This is a genomic window from Variovorax sp. RO1 (assembly GCF_002849325.1).
GTDB lineage: Bacteria > Pseudomonadota > Gammaproteobacteria > Burkholderiales > Burkholderiaceae_C > Variovorax.
Window position 1 is genome coordinate 36,888 of record NZ_PKMT01000006.1, and the last position, 18,451, is coordinate 55,338.

Below are 18,451 nucleotides of genomic sequence, written 5' to 3' on the forward strand. Positions count from 1 at the left end.
GCGGAAGGAGGGGATGAAGGCCGCCAGTTTACGGGCCGTGAGGCCGCGGGTTCAGCGCGCTGGCATGGGCTCCAGCCCTGTCTTCGCAATCGTCGGCGCTGCGGCCGGCGAGTTGAGGTAGCGGATCAGCTGCCGCGCTGCCTCGGGCTGCTTCGATGCCGTGGCAATGCCGGCCGAGAACACCGTCACGCGCTGCACCTCGGCAGGCAGCGGGCCGATGTAGTCGATGCCTTCGATGGGCAACAGCTCGCTCACCTGCTGCAGGCCAAGGGCCGCGTCGCCGCGCGCCACCACCGTGCCCACGCGCTCGCTGAGGATGCGCTTGCTCTTGGGCTTCACCTGGTCTTCGATGCCCAGCTTCTTGAGCAGTTCGGTCTCGTAGTAGGTGCCGCTCGCGCTCGCCGAATAGGCGATCGACGGCGCCGCCAGCAGCGTGCGCTTGAGTGCATCGACCGTGCCGATGTCGGGCTTGGGCGCGCCCTTGCGCACCGCAAAGCCGATCGACGAACGCACCAGGTCGACCTGGCTGCCCGCCACCACTTGGCCCTGCGCCACCAGCGCATCGAGCGCAGGGCGCGCAAGGATCACGACGTCGGCCGGCTCGTTGCGACCCAGGCGGCTGGGAATCGAATCGCTGGCAGCGCCCATCGACGCGCCGTAGGCCGTCTTCACGCTGCGGCCACTGCTGCGCTCGAAGCCCGGGCGCAGCTCGTTGTAGGCGGCAGTGAAGCCGCCGGAGGTCATGACGTGGATGTCGCCGGTGGCGGCGGGTGGCGTGCTGACGCACCCGGCGAGGGCGAAGGAAGCGGCCAGCGCCAGGGCGGCGCGGCGGGTCAGGGCGGAACGGGGAACGAAGGCTTTCACGGCGTGTGTCTCCTGAAGATCGTGCCGTGTCATCGTAGGGGCCGAGGCTGTCAATCGGCCTTCAGAAAATTCGGGGTTACTACCAGCCTAGCGTGGCGGCTTGGGCGGGGCCGCATCTTTGGCGGGCGCATCGGCCGCCGGCAGGCGCCCCCGCTTCGCGAGCCCTTCGCGCAGCAGGAACTCGACCTGCGCATTCGCGCTGCGCAGCTCCTGGGCCGCCAGCCGCTCGATCTCGGCCCACAGGGCCGGATCGATGCGCAGCGGATAGGACTTCTTACCGGGACTGGCCATCAGAGGAAAAAAGACGTGGCGGCGGCAGGGCGGTGCCGTGGATGCATCAGGTGTAGAGCGTGCCCGTGTTGACCACGGGCTGGGTTTCGCGGTCCGAGCACAGTACCACCAGCAGGTTCGACACCATCGAGGCCTTGCGCTCGTCGTCGAGCACGACGAGGTTGCGCTCCGACAGGCCCTTGAGGGCCGCCTCGACCATGCCGACCGCGCCCGCCACGATCTGGTGCCGCGCGCTCACGATGGCCACCGCCTGCTGGCGCCGCAGCATCACCTGGGCAATTTCCGGCGCGTAGGCCAGGTGCGTGAGCTTGGCATCGAGCACCTCGACACCCGCGCTGGCAAAGCGCTGGTTCAGCTCGGCCTTGAGCGCATCGGCCACCACATCGAGGCCGGCGCGCAGCGTGACCTCGTCGCTTTGCAGGTCGTCGCCGCTGTCGTACGCGTAGAGCGTGGCCAGGTGGCGGATGGCGGCTTCAGACTGGATGGCGACGAACTTGTTGTAGTCGTCGATCTCGAACACGGCCTGTGCCGTGTCGTGCACGCGCCAGACCACGGCCGCACCGATCTCCACCGGGTTGCCGCGCTTGTCGTTCACCTTCAGCGGCGGCGTGTTGAGGTTGCGCGCGCGCAGCGAGATCTTCTGGCCCGACTGGAACGGGTTGGTCCAGCGCAGGCCCTCGGCGCGGTCGGTGCCCTGGTACTTGCCGAAGAGCGTGAGGATGATGCCCTCGTTGGGCTTGAGCATGTACAGCCCCGGCAGCAGCGCGACGCCGACGACGATCAGCAAGATGCTCAGGGGCAGCGGCATCATCCGCCGCACGAGAACCCAGGCGCCGACCGCAAGGATCAGCAGCGCCACGGCGACGATGCCGTATCCGTTGACGGACCGATACGGCCGCTCCCTGCGAACCTGGCGGGGGATGGACGGGGTCTGCTCGTGCATGAAGGCCTCCTGTTCAAAGTGATATCACTTTAATATCTTTTTGGAGGTCGTCAAGACTTTCTTTCGGCCCGCCTTCGCCGGTTCGGCCGCGTCGCGCAGGCACTGCGCAAACTGCGCGACGAGGGGCGGGCTGGCCCGCGGTTTCCGCTGCAGGAGCCCGACTTCGCGATGGAACGTGGACTCGCCCAGCGACAGCATGCGCACGCCCGGCGGCAGCGGAAGGTGGGCCTCGACCCACGGCACGAGCGCAACGCCCAGGCCTTTCGAGGCCAGGTGGATGAGCCCGGAGATTTCGTCGACCTCGATGGCGTCGCTCACCGCGAGGTCTTCGCGCCGCAGGAACCGTTCGACCATGCGCCCGCCGAACGACGCGCGGTCATAGCGCAGGAACGGCTGTTCGCGCAGCAGGGTGCGCCAGTTCCTGCCGGGCACGTCGGCTGGCGCAATGAGCACATAGGGCTCGCGCACCAGGGTCTGCCACGTCAGCTCCGGAAGAATGCCGAAGGGCGGCCGGATGATCACGGCCGCATCGATGCTGCCGGCGTCCAGGTCATCCATGAGCCGCATCGACACGCCGGGCGAGATGTGCACGCGCAGCAGGGGAAAGCCGGCGCGCAGTTTTTCGAGCGCCCGCGCCACCAGCGTCGGCTGCGCGGACGCAATGGCGCCGATGCGCAGCAGCCCGGCGTTGGCCGCGTCGTCGGGCAACTCGCCGAGCTTGGCGTAGAGCGCGCAGATTTCTTCCGCCCGCCCCAGCGTCGTTTCGCCCGCCGCATTCAAGGTGGCGGAGCGGCCCGTGCGATCGAAGAGCGAAAAGCCCAGCGATTCTTCAAGCCGCTTGATCTGGCTGCTGACAGCCGACTGCGTGAGGCCGATGCGCTCTCCCGCGGCGGCGAACGTGCCGTGGCGGCACACGGCGATGAAGGTGCGAAGCTCGGTGATCATTTTTGATTCATCGAAATTGGTGGTGCTCAGTGCCGAAATATATCGTTTTCGGTTATGAGGCTCGCTGCTTAGAGTTCGCTCACCCTGAACTCCTAGATCGATGAACCCCATGAACACGCCCACTGCACGCATCCCGTTCCATCTGGCCTTTCCCGTGCGCGACATCGCCGAGGCGCGCGCCTTCTACGGCGAGTTGCTCGAATGTCCGGAAGGCCGCAGTTCGTCCGAATGGGTCGACTTCAACTTTCATGGCCACCAGATCGTGGCGCACCTGGCACCCGACGAATGCGGCCACAAGTCGCACAGCGCCGTGGACGGCCACGACGTGCCTGTGCGCCACTTCGGCGCCGTGCTGCCGATGGACCTGTGGCAAGCGATGGCCGACAAGCTCATCGCACGCCAGACGCAATTCGTGATCGAGCCCTACATCCGGTTCAAGGGCGAGCCCGGCGAACAGGCGACGATGTTCTTTCTCGACCCCTCGGGCAACGCCATCGAGCTGAAGTCCTTTGTGGACCTGGATTCGCTGTTCGCGGTCTGAAAGCGCCGACGGGAAAAAAGCAATGCCTTAGGGCGGCACCCGCAAGGCGATGCGGTCGAATCAGACGATCAGGTCGAAGCAGCACCCCGCGTAGTACGGCTTGTCGCCGCCATCGACAAAGGGCACCTCGATCGGCTTGCCCTCGTTGCGCCACACGTCCCGCTTCCGGTAGCCGGAGCGTGCAAGGTCGGCCAGCAGCTCGTCGTGGTGCTGGATGCGGTAGGCGCACACGGCCACGCCGATGCTGTTGAGCGTGTAGATCGTGCGCTCGGGGTGCACGGCCGTGGTGTTCATGACGATGCGCCGGGGCTTCACGGCGAGCGAAGAAAGAATCGCGTCCATGCGTGTCGGCAGGTACTGCAGGCTGCCCGAGACATACAGCACGTCGCAGCCGCTCGCATCGCAGGAGTCGGTGGTGAAGCTCAGTTGCGCGGTCGCCTCGCGCTTGACCGCCATCGCCCGGCCGCTCTCGACCACGCCCGGCACGTCGCACACCGTCCAGCGCAGGGTGTCGGGGTAGGTCAGCACGCGGCGGAAGGCGTAGTACTTGATGCCGACATGCCCGCCCAGGTCGAACACGCGCGTCAGGCCCGCATCGATGGAGCGGCCCAGCCAGAAGAGGCCGGGGTAGTCGTAGAAATAGATCTGCGGGCTGTAGAGCTCGCCCGCATCGGCATTGGCATAGCCGACGGCCTTGCTGGGCGGTGCGCCGGCCTCGGCCGCCGCGAAGCTCTCGAACGACCCCATGAAGAGGTTCTCGTCCGTGTTGTTCAAAAACTTGCGCTTGTAGGCGCTTTCGCGGGGCGGGAAGGCCAGCAGGCTTGAAAGCATCTCTGTCTCCGGTGGCCTGCCCATTCTGAGCGCAACCGGTGCATTGGAGGGCGATAGCCCGGCGCCGTTGGGGCGGTTACCCCATAGGGGTTACATACCGCTCGCGAGCGCCGCCGCCGCCGCCCGTGTTTCCACGCCCAGCTTCTCGAAGATGTGCTCCAGGTGCTTGTTCACCGTGCGCGGGCTGGTGCCCAAAATCTCGCCGATGTCGCGGTTGGTCTTGCCCTTGGCGAGCCACGACAGCACCTCGGTCTCGCGCGGCGTGAGGGCGGCTTCGGCCAGCCGCGCGGCCGGGCCTTCGCGCTGGATGGCGAACAGCAGCATGGTCTCGCCGAGCGCCGCGGCGCCCAGGTTGCGTACCGACAGCCGCATGGCCGTGGCGGTGCCGATGGCGATCGACGCGCCGGGCATCAGCGCGGGCTCCACCGAGGCAGGCAGGCGGCCCGGCGCCACCGGGTCTTCGAGCGCATGCAGCCACAGCGCGGCCTGCGGCGAGCGCCAGGCGATGCGCCCGCGCGTGTCGACGAACACCACGCCCATGCCCGCCACATCGACCGCGTCGCGCGCCATGCGCGTGATGCGGGCGTTGCGCGTGTGGGTGTGCAGGCGCGCCAGCACCTCCTGCGCACGGATCGGCTTCACCACGTAGTCGACGCCGCCGCACTCGAAGCCCTCGACCACGTGCGCGGTTTCTGACAGGCCGGTCATGAACAGCACCGGGATGTGCGCGAGCGCCGCGTTGGCCTTGATGCGCCGGCAGGTCTCGAAACCCGAAAGGCCGGGCATGAGGCCGTCGAGCAAGATCGCGTCGGGCACCACCAGCTCGAGCCGCTGCAGCGCGGACTCGCCGTCGGCCGCCACCAGCACGGTGTAGCCGCTGGCCTCGAGCGTGTCGCACAGCATGCCCAGGCTGCTGGGGGCGTCGTCGACCACCAGCACGACGGGGCGCTCGGACATCGATTCAGGAGGAGGCGAGGGTGGTGGTGTCTGCATCTTCTGCCAGTGCGTTGCGGAGCGTGTCGAGTTCGAAGCGCGTGACCATGCCGCGCAGCCAGGTGCAGGTGGCGGCCGCGGCGGGCGAGGCCGCGGCCAGCCGGTCGAGTGCGGTGTGCAAGCCGCGCACATGGCCCATCTGCACCAGGCGCATCAGGTCGGCGCGGTCGTCTTCGCTGAGTGCGAGCAGGGGCGGGCGTGCCGGGGTGGCGCCGGGGTCGGCGGGCGGCGGCAGGGCGTCGCCGATGGCCAGCCATTCGAGGCCCAGGTGCCGCTCCAGCGTGGCGATGAGTTCCGACTCGATCACCGGCTTGCCCACGAAGGCCTGGCAGCCCGCGGCGCGCAGCCGGTCGGCCTGGTTCTCGAACATGTTGGCCGAGACGATGATGATCGGCAGCTCGGCGAAGCCCGAGGCCCGCACCGAGCGCGCGGTCTGCCAGCCGTCCATGTCGTCCATCGTCAGGTCGAGCAGGATGGCCGAGGGCAGCTCTTCGCGCAGGCTGTCCAGGCACTCGGTGCCGCTGGCCGCCTCGCGCACCGTGAAGCCCAGCGGCGCGAGCATGCCGGCGAGCATCTGGCGCTGCACCGGCTGGTCGTCCACCACCAGCAGCGTGCGGCGCTCGCCCAGGTAGCCCGACACCGGCTCGCGCGAGCCCGCCTGCGGGCCGGGATCGGCCACCTCGCGCAGGTACACGCGCACGCTGAAGGTGCTGCCCGCCGACGAGGTCGATGCCAGCTTGAGTTCGCCGCCCATGAGCGAGGTGAGCAGCCCGGTGATCGTCAGGCCCAGCCCGGTGCCCGGCTCGCCGCGCCGGCGGCCCGCGGCGCCGCGCTCGAAGGGCAGGAAGATGCGCTGGCGGTCTTGCGGCGCCACGCCGATGCCGGTGTCGACCACGTCGAAACGCAGCACCTCGCGCCGCGCGTCCACGTGCAGTGTGACGGTGCCGCTGTCGGTGAAGCGCACGGCGTTTGTCAGCAGGTTGATGAGAATCTGCCGCAGCCACTTCACGTCGGCATGCACCCACGGCGGCAGGCGGCCCGCATGCGTGTAGACGAACGCCAGGCCCTTGGCCTCGGCCTGCGGCCGCACCATCTGCACGACCTGGTCGAGAAAAGCGGGCAGCGCCAGTGGCGAGGGCTCCAGCTGCAGCCGCCCGGCCTCGATGCGCGCGAGGTCGAGCAGGCCGTCGATGAGGCCCAGCATGTGCTCGCCGCTGCGGTGGATGGTCTGCACCGCCTCGCGCGGCGGCAGGGCCGCGTCGCCGCCCTTGAGCAGGATCTGCGAGTAGCCCAGGATGCTGTTGAGCGGCGTGCGCAGTTCGTGCGTCATGCCCGCCACGTAGCGCGTCTTGGCCTGGTTCGCGGCCTCGGCGGCTTCCTTGGCGGTTTGCAACGCGGCGTCGGTGCGGCGGTGCGCCTCGATTTCGAGTGCGAGCAGGTTGTTGTGGCGGTTCGATTCTTCCTGCGCCATCTGCCGGCTCTCGCTGCCCAGCACCACCCACCACGCGGCCACGGCGGCGATCACCGAGAGCAGCGCGAACACTTTCAGGAATGCTGTCGCCATCGTTGAATCGATGGTGCCCGCGATGGCCTCCTGCGCATAGACCACGCCGACCACTGTGGCGAGCAGCGCGATCAGCGAGGTGGCGACCAGCAGGTAGTGCGCCACGCGAAAGTTGAGCCGCGCCGACAGGGCAGGCGGCAGCAGCGCTTGCAGCCAGCCGCTCATCTGCTCGGCCGCACGTGAGTCGGTCTTGCAGCGGTCGTGACAGCGCGATTCGAGCGTGCAGCACAGCGAGCAGATCGGTGCGCTGTAGGCCGGGCAGTGGGCCATGTCTTCCGACTCGAAGCTGTTGTCGCACACCGAGCACTTCACACTCTGGCCCGGCGTCCAGCGGTCGATGTCGGTGCGCGCCAGGTAGTAGCGCCCGCGCGTCTTCCACGCCAGCAACGGCGACACGGCCATGGCCGTGGCGAGCGCGATGAAGGGCGAGAAGGCCCGCGCCCACTGGCCGAGCGCGCCCGAGTAGGCCAGCATCGCCAGCGCCGCCGCCACCAGCATCGCAACGAGGCCCACGGGGTTGATGTCGTACAGGTGCGCGCGCTTGAACTCGATGGTCTTCGGGCTCCAGCCCAGCGGCTTGTTGATGACCAGGTCGGCCACCAGCGCGCCGACCCAGGCGATGGCGATGTTGCTGTAGAAGCCCAGCACGTGCTCCAGCGCGGCGAACACGCCCAGCGCCATCAGCAAGATCGCGATGGCCACGTTGAACACCAGCCACACCACGCGCCCCGGGTGGCTGTGCGTGAGCCGCGCAAAGAAGTTCGACCACGCCAGCGAGCCCGCATAGGCGTTGGTCAGGTTGATCTTCATCTGCGACACGACCACGAACAGCACCGTGATGCCCAGCACCCAGGCCGGGTCGCGCAGCACGTACGAAAAGCCCGTGAGGTACATCTGCGTGGGCTCGATCGCGTGGTTGGCCGGAATCTCGTGCTGCAGTGCCAGGAAGGCGAGGAACGCGCCGCCCATCATCTTGAGCATGCCCGGCACGATCCAGCCCGGCCCGGCGACCAGCACGGCCGTCCACCAGCGCCCGCGGTTGGCGGCGGTCTTCTCGGGCAGAAAGCGCAGGTAGTCGACCTGCTCGCCGATCTGCACCACGAGCGAGAACGCCACCGTGGCCGCCGCGCCGAACATCAGCGGATCGAAGCCGCTGCTGTCCGAGGTGCGGCCCACGAGGCCGGTGAAGTCGGCGTACAGCTCGGGCTTCTTCACCATCACCGCGATGAAGGGGCAGACGAACAGCACGATCCAGATCGGCTGCGTCCACAGCTGCAGCCCCGAGATCAGCGTGATGCCGCGCGCCACCAGCGGAATGATCACGATCGACGACACCAGGTACAGCAGCCACAGCGGCCAATCGAGGTACATCTGTAGCGCCAGCGCGAGGATGGCGGCTTCGAGCGCGAAGAAGATGAAGGTGAAGCTCGCGTAGATCAGCGAGGTGAGCGTGGAGCCCAGGTAGCCGAAGCCTGCGCCGCGCGTGAGCAGGTCCATGTCGACGCCGTGCCGTGCGGCGTAGTACGAAATCGGCAGGCCCGTGAGGAAGGTGATGAGCCCCACCACCAGGATCGCCCACAGCGCGTTCGAGAAACCGTAGCTCAGCGCGATGGCGCCGCCGATGGCCTCCAGCGCCAGGAACGAGGTGGCGCCGAAGGCCGCGTTGGCCACGCGGAACTCCGACCACTTGCGAAAGCTGCGCGGCGTGTAGCGCAGCGCGTAGTCCTCCAGCGTTTCGTTCGCGACCCAGGCGTTGTAGTCGCGGCGGATGCGAAAGATCTTCTGTCCGGAGACGGATGTCATGGCGGGTTCTCGCGGCGGCGGCTGTGGCATGCGGCAGGTACAGCAAGAAGCGCTCCCTGCTGTCTCCTGCGTTGTCTGGCTCGGGAGTCTGCGGGTGGGGCGGGGGTGCGCCGCTACGTTGAATGACGTATTCGCGCAGAGGCAAGTGATTTCTAAAGTACCAGCCATGGTGCTAGCGGCACCGTCCGATGCACTGCGATGGTGCGCGGCTCTCCCTTCTTACAACCTGCCTGGAGTTCCTGATGTCGCGTGATTCCGACCCTTCCTCTCTCGATGCCATGGCACTGCGCCGCCGCCGTCTGCTGCAGGGCGCCGCCGCGCTGCCCGTGATGGGCCTGAGCGGCCTGAGCTTCGGCCAGGGGCAGTTCCCCACGGCCAAGGTCAACACCACCAAGCTCGCGGTGACCGACACCGAAGTCACGGTGGGCCAGCTGCATTCGTCCACCGGCACCATGGCCATCTCGGAGACCGGCTCCATCCAGGCCGAGCAACTGGCCATCGACCAGATCAACGCCATGGGCGGCATCCTGGGTCGCAAGATCAAGGTCATCAAGGAAGACGGCGCCTCCGACTGGCCGACCTTCGCCGAGAAGTCGAAGAAGCTGCTGGTCAACGACAAGGTCGCCGCCGTGTTCGGTTGCTGGACCAGCGCCTCGCGCAAGGCCGTGCTGCCGGTGTTCGAGAAAGAGAACGGCCTCTTGTACTACCCGACCTTCTACGAAGGCCTGGAGCAGAGCAAGAACGTGATCTATACCGGGCAAGAGGCCACGCAACAGATCATCTGGGGCCTCGACTGGGGCGCGAAGGAGAAGAAGGCCAAGACCTTCTTCCTGGTCGGCTCCGACTACATCTGGCCGCGCACCTCCATGAAGATCGCGCGCAAGCACATCGAGAACTTCCAGAAGGGTTCGGTCAAGGGCGAGGAGTACTACCCGCTGGGCCACACCAACTTCAACTCGCTGATCAACAAGATCAAGGTGGCCAAGCCCGACTGCATTTTTGCCGCGGTGGTGGGCGGCTCGAACGTGGCTTTCTACAAGCAACTCAAGGCCGCGGGCATCACCGGCGACAAGCAGTTCCTGCTGACGCTGGCCGTGACCGAAGACGAAATGACCGGCGTGGGCGGCGAGAACTTCGCGGGCTTCTACTCGTCGATGAAGTATTTCCAGTCGCTCGACAACGAGAACAACAAGAAGTTCGTGGCGGCCTTCAAGGCCAAGTACGGCAAGGACGCGGTGATCGGCGACGTGACGCAGGCGGGCTACCTCGGCCCCTGGCTGTGGAAGGCCGCGGTGGAGAAGGCGGGCAGTTTCGACATCGACAAGGTCGTGGCCGGTTCGCCGGGCATCGAGCTGAAGACCGCGCCTGAAGGCTACGTGAAGCTGGACGCGAACCACCACCTGTGGAGCAAGGCGCGCATCGGGCAGGGGCAGCTGGATGGCAGCTTCAAGGTGGTGGCGGAGTCGGCTGAACTGATCAAGCCTGATCCGTTCCCGAAGGGCTACCAGTAAGTCTTTGCCTTTCTCCCTCCCCCTCTGGGGGAGGGCAGGGGTGGGGGCAAGCGGCGTCACCACTGGGCACGCTCTGCCTGCCCCCATCCCAACCTTCCCCCAGAGGGGGAAGGGGCCAATACGAATACCCAATACCGGAACTTGTCGCCATGACTTTGTCGGACATGATGAACATCGGCCTCATGCAGGGCTTCGCGGGGCTGAGCCTCTTCGCGGTGCTGCTGCTCATGGGCCTCGGGCTCGCGATCATCTTCGGGCAGATGGGCGTGATCAACATGGCGCATGGCGAGTTCATGACCATCGGTGCCTACTCGATCTTCCTGGCCGCGCAGGTGACCGAGCGCATGGCGCCCTCGTTCATGCCGTACTACTTTCCGATCGCGATCGGCCTCGCCTTCGTGTTCGCCTTCATCGCGGGCTGGCTCGTGGAGTGGGCGCTGATCCGCCACCTGTACAAGCGACCGCTCGACACGCTGCTCGCCACCTGGGGCGTGAGCCTGGGCCTGCAGCAGATATTCCGCACCTTCATTGGCCCGAAGGAAGTGAGCCCGACGCTGCCCGAGTGGCTCATGGGTTCGTGGACGCCGCATGAAGGCCTCGACATTCCGATCAACGGCATGTTCGTGCTGGCGCTCACCGCGCTGGCGACGGGCGGTGTGCTCATCGCGCTGCACAAGAGCCGCTGGGGCCTGCGGGTGCGCGCCACCGTGGCCAACCGCACCATGGCCAACGCCACCGGCATCGACACCCAGAAGACCGACCGCCTCACCTTCGCCATCGGCTGCGGCATTGCCGGCGTGGCGGGCGCGGCCTTCACCACCATCGGCTCGACCGGGCCGACCTCGGGCTCGCTGTACATCGTCGACGCCTTCCTGGTCGTCACCTTCGGCGGCGCGGCCAGCCTCTTGGGCACCGTGGTCTCGGCCTTCGGCATTGCGCAGACGCAGTCGATCTCGGAGTTCTTCATGACCGGCTCGATGGCCAAGGTGCTGACGCTGTCGCTGATCGTGCTGATTCTGATGATGCGGCCGCAAGGCCTGTTCGCAGTCAAAGTTCGCCGCTGAAATCGATTCCTGTTTTGGAGAACGTTCCGATGAATTTCCTCAAGGCCTCGATCCAGCGCTACCAGCTCGGCAGCCTCCTGCTGCTGGTGCTGCTGCTCGCGGTGGTGCTGCCGCTGTCGCTCGACATCTTCCGCCTCAACCTCGTGGGCAAGTACCTCACCTACGCCTTCGTGGCCGTGGGCCTCGTCATGGTGTGGGGCTACGGCGGCGTGCTGAGCCTGGGGCAGGGCGTGTTCTTCGGCATCGGCGGCTACGCGATGGCGATGTTCCTCAAGCTCGAAGCCTCCGACCCCATCACCACCAAGATCCAGTCGACGCCCGGCATCCCGGACTTCATGGACTGGAACCAGATCACTGAGCTGCCCGCGCTGTGGCTGCCGTTCAAGAGCCTGCCGCTGAGCCTGGCGCTGGTGGTGCTGGCACCGATGGCGCTGGCCTGGCTCGTGAGCTTCGCGATGTTCAAGCGCCGCGTGGGCGGTGTGTACTTCGCGATCATCACGCAGGCGGTGGCGCTCATCTGCACCGTGCTCATCATCGGCCAGCAGGGCTACACGGGCGGCGTCAACGGCATGACCGACCTGAAGACGATGCTGGGTTGGGACACGCGCACCGACAGCGCCAAGTACATCCTCTACTACGTCTGCGTGGGCCTGCTGGTGCTGAGCATTCTGCTGTGCCGCTGGGTGCAGACCAGCAAGCTGGGCACGCTGCTGCTCGCCATGCGCGACAAGGAAGACCGCGTGCGCTTCTCGGGCTACGACGTGTCGAACTTCAAGGTCTTCACCTTCTGCCTGGCGGCCGGGCTCTCGGGCATCGGCGGCGCCATGTTCGCGCTGCAGGTCGGCTTCATGTCGCCGAGCTTCGTGGGCATCGTGCCCTCGATCGAGATGGTGATCTTCTGCGCCGTCGGTGGCCGCATGAGCCTGGTGGGCGCGGTGTACGGCGCGCTGCTGGTGAATGCAGGCAAGACGCTGTTCTCCGAAAGCTTCCCCGACCTGTGGCTCTTTTTGATGGCCGCGCTCTTCATCGGCGTGACCATGGCCTTCCCGATGGGCCTGGCGGGCCTGTGGGAAGACACGATCAAGCCGTGGTGGGCCTCGCGTCGCCAGGCCCTGCGCGACGCCGCGGTGAAGCCGCCGCCCGCCGCCGTGTCGGCCCCATCCCCTGTTGCCGCGCCGCAGCCCGAGCCCGCCTTGCCCGAAGGCATCGGCCGCCAGCGCGCCTGATCGAACCCGGAGCCCCCACCCCATGAGCAACACCGACTTCGCGCTCGCCGTGGAAGACCTCACCGTCTCCTTCGACGGTTTCAAGGCCATCGACGACCTGACGCTGTACATCGACAAGAACGAGCTGCGCGTGATCATCGGCCCGAACGGCGCCGGCAAGACCACGCTGCTCGACCTGATCTGCGGCAAGACGCGCGCCAGCGCCGGCAGCATCAAGTTCAAGAACACCGAGCTCACGAAGATGGCCGAGCACAAGCGCGTGCGGCTGGGCATCGGCCGCAAGTTCCAGACGCCGTCGATCTACGAGAACCTGAGCGTGTTCCAGAACCTGGAGGTGTCGTTTCCGAAGGGCCGCTCGGTGTTCGGCGCGCTGGCGTTCCAGTGCGACGACGAAGTGAAGTCGAAGGTGCAGGCCGTGGCCGAAGACATCGGCCTGGCCGACAAGCTGCGCACCGAAGCGGGCCTCTTGAGCCACGGCCAGAAGCAGTGGCTGGAGATCGGCATGCTGCTGATGCAGGAGCCCGAACTGCTGATGCTCGACGAGCCCATCGCCGGCATGAGCGCGCGCGAACGCGAGCTCACGGCCGACCTGCTCAAGCGCATCTGCCAGAACCGCGCGGTGATCGTCATCGAGCACGACATGGCCTTTGTGAAGCAGATCGCGCACAAGGTCACGGTGATGCACCAGGGAAAGATCCTCGCCGAAGGGCCGATGGAGAAGGTGCAGGCCGACCCGAAAGTCATCGACGTCTACCTGGGGCACTGAACCATGAGCACCATCATGCTGAAGGTCGAAGACCTGCACGTCGCCTACGGGCAGAGCGAGGCCCTGCACGGCCTCTCGTTCGAAGGCCATGCGAACGAAACAATCGCCATCATGGGCCGCAACGGCATGGGCAAGACCACGCTGTTCAAGAGCCTCATGGGCATCCTGCCGCTGAAGAGCGGGCGCATCGAGGTGGCGGGGCAGGACGTGTCGTGCGACGAGAGCTTCAGGCGCGTGGCCAAGGGCATCGCCTACGTGCCGCAGGGCCGGATGATCTTTCCGACGCTGACCGTGGAAGAGAACATCCAGACCGGCCTGGAGAACTCGAAGACCCGGCGCATTCCCGAAGAAATCTACGCGCTGTTCCCCGTGCTGTGGGACATGAAGAGCCGCAAGGGCGGCAACCTCTCGGGCGGCCAGCAACAGCAGCTCGCCATTGCACGCGCGCTCGTCACCGACCCCAAGGTGCTGCTGCTCGACGAGCCCACCGAGGGCATCCAGCCTTCGATCATCAAGGACATCGCCAAGGCGCTTAACGAGATCCGCAAGCTGCGCGGCATCACCATCGTCGTGTCCGAACAGGTGCTGAGCTTCGCGATGGACGTGGCCGACCGGCTCTTCGTGATCGAAGGCGGCCGGCTCGTGCACGAGACCGCGCGCGACAAGACCGATGTGGAACACATCAAAGCCTATCTCTCTGTCTAACCACAACCCCAGGAGCCACTGCACATGACGGACACGCTGATCAAGGTCGACCTGACCCAATCGCCCACGGAGAACGAGAACATCCACAACCGCTGGCACCCGGACATTCCGATGGCCTGCTGGGTCAACCCGGGTGACGACTTCATCCTCGAGACCTTCGACTGGACCGGAGGCTTCATCAAGAACAACGACAGCGCCGACGACGTGCGCGACATCGACCTGAGCACGGTGCACTACCTCTCGGGTCCCGTGGGCGTGAAGGGTGCCGAGCCCGGCGATCTGCTGGTGGTCGACCTGCTCGACATCGGCGCCAAGCAGGACAGCCTGTGGGGCTTCAACGGCTTCTTCTCGAAGAAGAACGGCGGCGGCTTTCTGACCGACCACTTTCCCGAAGCGCAGAAATCGATCTGGGACTTCAAGGGCATGTTCACGAGCTCGCGCCACATCCCGGGCGTGAACTTCGCAGGCCTGATCCACCCCGGCCTCATCGGCTGTCTGCCCGACAAGCCCATGCTCGATATGTGGAACGAGCGCGAAGGCAAGCTCATCGCCACCGACCCGGACCGCGTGCCAGGCCTCGCGAACCCGCCGTTCGCCGGCACCGCCCACATGGGCAAGATGACCGGCGAAGCGCGTGCCAAGGCAGCCGCAGAGGGCGCCCGCACCGTGCCGCCGCGCGAGCATGGCGGCAACTGCGACATCAAGGATCTGTCGCGCGGCTCGAAGGTGTTCTTTCCCGTGTATGTCGACGGCGCGGGCCTCAGCGTGGGCGACCTGCACTTCAGCCAGGGCGATGGCGAGATCACCTTCTGCGGCGCCATCGAGATGGCCGGCTGGGTGCACATGAAGGTCACGCTCATCAAGGGCGGCATGGCGAAGTACGGCATCAAGAACCCGATCTTCAAGCCCAGCCCGATCACGCCGCAGTACAACGACTACCTGATCTTCGAAGGCATCTCGGTCGACGAGAGCGGCAAGCAGCACTACCTCGACGTGAACGTGGCCTACCGCCAGGCCTGCCTGAACGCCATCGAGTACCTGAAGAAGTTCGGCTACTCGGGCGCGCAGGCCTATTCGATTCTGGGCACGGCGCCCGTGCAGGGCCACATCAGCGGCGTGGTCGACGTGCCCAACTCGTGCGCCACGCTGTGGCTGCCCACGGGCATCTTCGACTTCGACATCAACCCGAACGCCTCGGGGCCGGTGAAGTTCATCGACGGCAGCATCGACATGCCGCTGTCGCACGACCTGCGCTGAAGAAGAGAAGGCCTCACGCATGCCGACCTACGACTACGCCTGCGGGCAGTGCGGTGGCTTCGAATCGCTGCGGCCTTCGGGCCAGCGCGACGAGCCCGCTGCCTGCCCCGATTGCGGCACGGCCTCGCCGCGCGTGTTCACCGCCGCGCCGCGCCTGGCGCTGATGGCCGCCGACACGCGCCACGCGATGGCCACCAACGAACGCGCGCGGCATGAGCCATCGAGCTCGCGCGACTATGCGCGGCTGCGGCATCCCTCGGGCTGCGGTTGCTGCTCGGGAGCATCGCGGCGCAGTGCCACGCAGACCGCGCCGAACGGCGCGAAATCGGCCCCGTCGCGGCGGCCCTGGATGATCTCGCACTGAGGGTTCGGCACGGATTCCTTGCATGCGCTTGACGCATGCGAGGAATGCCGATGACGAGAACTTTCTCGTGCGTTCCCTCTGGAGGGCAGGGTTCCGGCCGCCGTGTCGCATGCGCGGACGATGCGCGATTGTTTCAATCCCGTGAACGCCGCGATTCCTTTTGCTGCCGTTTTTTTGGGCGCTTCAGGTTCAAACTTCATTCCATCGACACACCACCTGAAGGAGATTGAAATGAATGCCTCGAAGACCCTCGCCGCCGTTGCCCTCTCGCTCCTGGCTGCTGCCGGTGCCCACGCTGAAACCTATGACGGCGTGCACACCGTGAACTCGACGCTGTCGCGTTCGGAAGTCGCGTCGCAAGCCGTGGCCGCCGCCCGCGCCGGCAACGAGTACAGCGACGGCGCCACTGCCGGCGCACAGACCTTCACCTCGACCGCCGATCGCTCGACGGTCCGCGCTGAAGCCGTCGCCAAGGCCCACGACCCGCTCGCCAGCCTCGACCGCCGTGCGTTCTACCGCGACGAAGTGCCGGCTGCGTACAAGAAGCCCAGCGTGTCGTTCACGCGCCAGGCTGGCCTGTAATTGGTCGACCACAGTCCCTTCGGGGGCTGACAAGAACGAACGGGCCCTCGGGCCCGTTTTTTCATGCCTGCATCTTTGCCACCAGGCCCGCGACGTGCTCGCCCAGCGCGAGCGACGCCGTCAGCCCCGGCGACTCGATGCCGAACAGGCTGACCAGCCCCGCGATGCCGTGGTCCTGCGAAGTCTGGATCACGAAATCCGTCGCCGTGTTGTGCATCGACGAGCCCGGGCCTGCCAAGCGTGGGTGGATGCCGGTGTAGCCCGGCTGCAACTCACCGTCCTGCAAAGCGGGGTAATAGCGTCGAACCGATTGGTAGAAGGCCGCCTCGCGCGAGGCGTCGAAGCTGTAGTCGATGCCGTCGCGCCAGCTCAGGTCCGGCCCGAACTTGCATTGGCCGCCGAGGTCGAGCGTGACGTGGGCGCGCAAGGCGCCTTCACGCCCGGTCGGGTACACGAGGTGGCGGAAGGGCGATTTGCGCGCGAGCGAGAAGTAGTGGCCGATCGCGTAGTACAGCGGTGGGACCTTGTCTGTGGGCATGCCTTCCACGCGTGCGGCGATTTCCTGCGCGCCGAGTCCGGCCGCGTTCACCACCGTGTTGCACAGCACGCTCGTTGCTTCCGCGCCGCCCACCTCGACCACAAGGCCGTCCGCGGTGGGCCGCACGGCCAGCACGCGACTCTGCAGCGCTAGCGAGGCGCCCGCGCGCTCCGCGTCGCCCAGGTACGACAGCATCAGCGCATGGCTGTCGACGATGCCCGTCGAAGGCGAGTGCAGGGCGCCGACGCAGGCCACTTCGGGCTCCAGCTCGCGCGCTTCGGCGGCGCCGAGGAGGCGCAGGTCGGTCACGCCGTGGGCTGCGCCGAGCGCGATGTATTTGTCGAGCTCGGGCAGCTCCGCGTCCTGCACCGCCACGATGAGCTTGCCGATGCGTTGGTGGCCGATGCCGCGTTCGGCGCAGTAGGCGTACAGCGCGGCTTTGCCCGCCACGCACAGCCGGCCCTTGAGCGAGCCGGGTGCGTACGAGATGCCCGCGTGGATCACCTCCGAATTGCGCGCGCTGGTGTGCGTGCCGATGGCGTGCTCGGCCTCGAGGATCACCACCTCGCGCCCGGCCAGGGCGAGCGATCGCGCAATGGCCAGGCCCACCACGCCGGCGCCGATCACGACGCAGTCGATCCGGTCCATGCGGCTCAGTCCAGCTTGATGTCGGCTTCGCGGATCAGCGCGCCCCACTTGGCGTGCTCGGCGCGGATGTAGGCGTCGAACTGCTGCGGCGTGCCGCTGGCGGGCACGCTGCCTTCCTGCGCGAGCTTGTCCTGCACGTCCTTGCGCGCCACGGTCTTCACCACGGCGGCGTTGATGCGGTTGACCACGTCGGCGGGCAGGCCAGCCGGCCCGACGAGGCCGACCCAGGTCGTGGCCTCGAAGCCTGCGAAGCCTTGCTCGGCCACGGTGGGCACGTTCGGCAACGCGGGCAGGCGCTTGGCCGAGGTGACGGCCAGCGCGCGGGCGCGGCCGTTCGACAGCTGCGACATCACCGACACGCTGCTGCCGAAGTACAGCGCGATCTGCCCGCTGATCAGGTCGTTCATGGCCGGGCCTGCGCCCTTGTAGGGCACCTGCATGACCTTGATGCCCGCGCGGCGCGCCAGCATTTCCCCGGCCAGGTGCCCGACGGTGCCGTTGCCGGCCTGCGCGATGCTGAACTCGCCCGGCTTCGCCTTCGCGGCTTTGATGAAGTCGGCCAGCGTGCGCAACGGTGAGTCCGCGCGCACGGCGAGCACGACGGGTTGCGAGGCCACTTCGGCGATGGGCGAAAAATCTTTCAGCGCCTCGAAGGGCATCTTCGAATAGAGCCAGGGGTTGATCGTGAGGTTGGAGGTCTGCCCCATGCCGATCGTGTAGCCGTCGGGCGCGGCCTTGGCCACGGCATCGAGGCCGATGTTGCCGGCCGCGCCGGGCTTGTTGTCGACGACGACGGTCCAGCGCTCGAGCGAAGTGAGGCGCTCCGCAATCAGGCGCGAGGTCGCGTCGGTGCCGCCGCCGGGCGTGAAGGGCACCACCAGCTTCACGGGCCGCTGCGGCCAGTCGCCTTGCGCGTAGGCCATGCCGGCCGCTTGGGCGAGGGATGCGAAGGCGGTGGTCTGCAGAAAGTCTCTTCGGTTCATGTCTTGTCTCCTGGGGGTGTTCGTGTTCTGGT

18 protein-coding genes are annotated in these 18,451 nt (G+C 66.9%); 9 read left to right on the plus strand and 9 right to left on the minus strand.

All coding sequences use genetic code 11. From position 1 onward, the window contains the following. Window positions 1-51: 51 nt before the first annotated feature. The 4 genes from CY658_RS25240 to CY658_RS25255 are packed head-to-tail and all read right to left on the minus strand — an operon-like array spanning window position 52 to window position 3,043. Window positions 52-897, minus strand: a complete 846-nt coding sequence (locus CY658_RS25240; RefSeq protein WP_101492817.1) for a substrate-binding domain-containing protein — start codon at window positions 895-897, stop codon at window positions 52-54. 54 nt (window positions 898-951) lie between these two features. After that, complete coding sequence (locus CY658_RS25245) at window positions 952-1,155, minus strand: hypothetical protein (RefSeq protein ID WP_099796597.1); 204 nt, start codon at window positions 1,153-1,155, stop codon at window positions 952-954. Between the two features lie 46 nt (window positions 1,156-1,201). Next, window positions 1,202-2,098, minus strand: coding sequence for an SPFH domain-containing protein (locus tag CY658_RS25250; protein ID WP_101492818.1), 897 nt, complete (start codon window positions 2,096-2,098; stop codon window positions 1,202-1,204). Between the two features lie 24 nt (window positions 2,099-2,122). Continuing rightward, window positions 2,123-3,043 carry a LysR family transcriptional regulator gene (locus CY658_RS25255; RefSeq protein WP_101492819.1) on the minus strand — a complete coding sequence of 307 codons (921 nt, stop codon included), beginning with the start codon at window positions 3,041-3,043 and terminating at the stop codon, window positions 2,123-2,125. Between the two features lie 109 nt (window positions 3,044-3,152). Here CY658_RS25255 and CY658_RS25260 point away from each other — a divergent pair, with 109 nt between their 5' ends. Further along, complete coding sequence (locus CY658_RS25260; RefSeq protein ID WP_101492820.1) at window positions 3,153-3,584, plus strand: VOC family protein; 432 nt, start codon at window positions 3,153-3,155, stop codon at window positions 3,582-3,584. Between the two features lie 60 nt (window positions 3,585-3,644). Here the strand turns inward: CY658_RS25260 and CY658_RS25265 are convergent, their stop codons facing one another. From CY658_RS25265 to CY658_RS25275, 3 genes are all read right to left on the minus strand, one after another. Then, window positions 3,645-4,415, minus strand: a complete 771-nt coding sequence (locus CY658_RS25265; RefSeq protein ID WP_101492821.1) for a TIGR04325 family methyltransferase — start codon at window positions 4,413-4,415, stop codon at window positions 3,645-3,647. Between the two features lie 90 nt (window positions 4,416-4,505). After that, window positions 4,506-5,408, minus strand: coding sequence for a response regulator transcription factor (locus tag CY658_RS25270; protein ID WP_101492822.1), 903 nt, complete (start codon window positions 5,406-5,408; stop codon window positions 4,506-4,508). Continuing rightward, complete coding sequence (locus CY658_RS25275; protein WP_101493082.1) at window positions 5,377-8,775, minus strand: hybrid sensor histidine kinase/response regulator; 3,399 nt, start codon at window positions 8,773-8,775, stop codon at window positions 5,377-5,379. The genes CY658_RS25270 and CY658_RS25275 overlap by 32 nt, the downstream gene beginning before the upstream one ends. Before the next feature lie 242 nt (window positions 8,776-9,017). On the opposite strand from CY658_RS25275, the gene urtA reads away from it, so the two are divergent. From urtA to CY658_RS25315, 8 genes are all read left to right on the plus strand, one after another. Continuing rightward, entirely contained in the window at window positions 9,018-10,286 is a 1,269-nt protein-coding gene (gene urtA, locus CY658_RS25280; RefSeq protein WP_056582156.1) for an urea ABC transporter substrate-binding protein, read from the plus strand. 149 nt (window positions 10,287-10,435) lie between these two features. Next, window positions 10,436-11,350 (plus strand): urea ABC transporter permease subunit UrtB, encoded by a 915-nt coding sequence (gene urtB, locus CY658_RS25285; RefSeq protein ID WP_101492823.1) that lies wholly within the window; start codon window positions 10,436-10,438, stop codon window positions 11,348-11,350. 29 nt (window positions 11,351-11,379) lie between these two features. After that, window positions 11,380-12,576 carry an urea ABC transporter permease subunit UrtC gene (gene urtC / locus CY658_RS25290; RefSeq protein ID WP_101492824.1) on the plus strand — a complete coding sequence of 399 codons (1,197 nt, stop codon included), beginning with the start codon at window positions 11,380-11,382 and terminating at the stop codon, window positions 12,574-12,576. Window positions 12,577-12,598: 22 nt separating this feature from the next. Next, a complete protein-coding gene (gene urtD / locus CY658_RS25295; protein ID WP_101492825.1) occupies window positions 12,599-13,342 on the plus strand; it encodes an urea ABC transporter ATP-binding protein UrtD in 744 nt (247 codons plus the stop codon). Window positions 13,343-13,357: 15 nt separating this feature from the next. Then, a complete protein-coding gene (gene urtE, locus CY658_RS25300; RefSeq protein WP_101493083.1) occupies window positions 13,358-14,047 on the plus strand; it encodes an urea ABC transporter ATP-binding subunit UrtE in 690 nt (229 codons plus the stop codon). 24 nt (window positions 14,048-14,071) lie between these two features. Then, window positions 14,072-15,304, plus strand: coding sequence for a formamidase (fmdA, locus tag CY658_RS25305; RefSeq protein WP_013541972.1), 1,233 nt, complete (start codon window positions 14,072-14,074; stop codon window positions 15,302-15,304). Between the two features lie 19 nt (window positions 15,305-15,323). Beyond that, window positions 15,324-15,668 (plus strand): zinc ribbon domain-containing protein, encoded by a 345-nt coding sequence (locus CY658_RS25310; protein WP_101492826.1) that lies wholly within the window; start codon window positions 15,324-15,326, stop codon window positions 15,666-15,668. 231 nt (window positions 15,669-15,899) lie between these two features. Further along, the gene (locus tag CY658_RS25315; RefSeq protein ID WP_101492827.1) at window positions 15,900-16,250 is read left to right on the plus strand and encodes an alpha/beta hydrolase; all 351 of its coding nucleotides are present in this window, start codon (window positions 15,900-15,902) and stop codon (window positions 16,248-16,250) included. Window positions 16,251-16,311: 61 nt separating this feature from the next. On the opposite strand, the gene CY658_RS25320 is transcribed toward CY658_RS25315, so the two are convergent. Continuing rightward, a complete protein-coding gene (locus tag CY658_RS25320) occupies window positions 16,312-17,436 on the minus strand; it encodes an NAD(P)/FAD-dependent oxidoreductase (RefSeq protein ID WP_101492828.1) in 1,125 nt (374 codons plus the stop codon). Between the two features lie 5 nt (window positions 17,437-17,441). Further along, a complete protein-coding gene (locus CY658_RS25325; protein WP_101492829.1) occupies window positions 17,442-18,419 on the minus strand; it encodes a Bug family tripartite tricarboxylate transporter substrate binding protein in 978 nt (325 codons plus the stop codon). Between the last annotated feature and the right edge of the window lie 32 nt (window positions 18,420-18,451).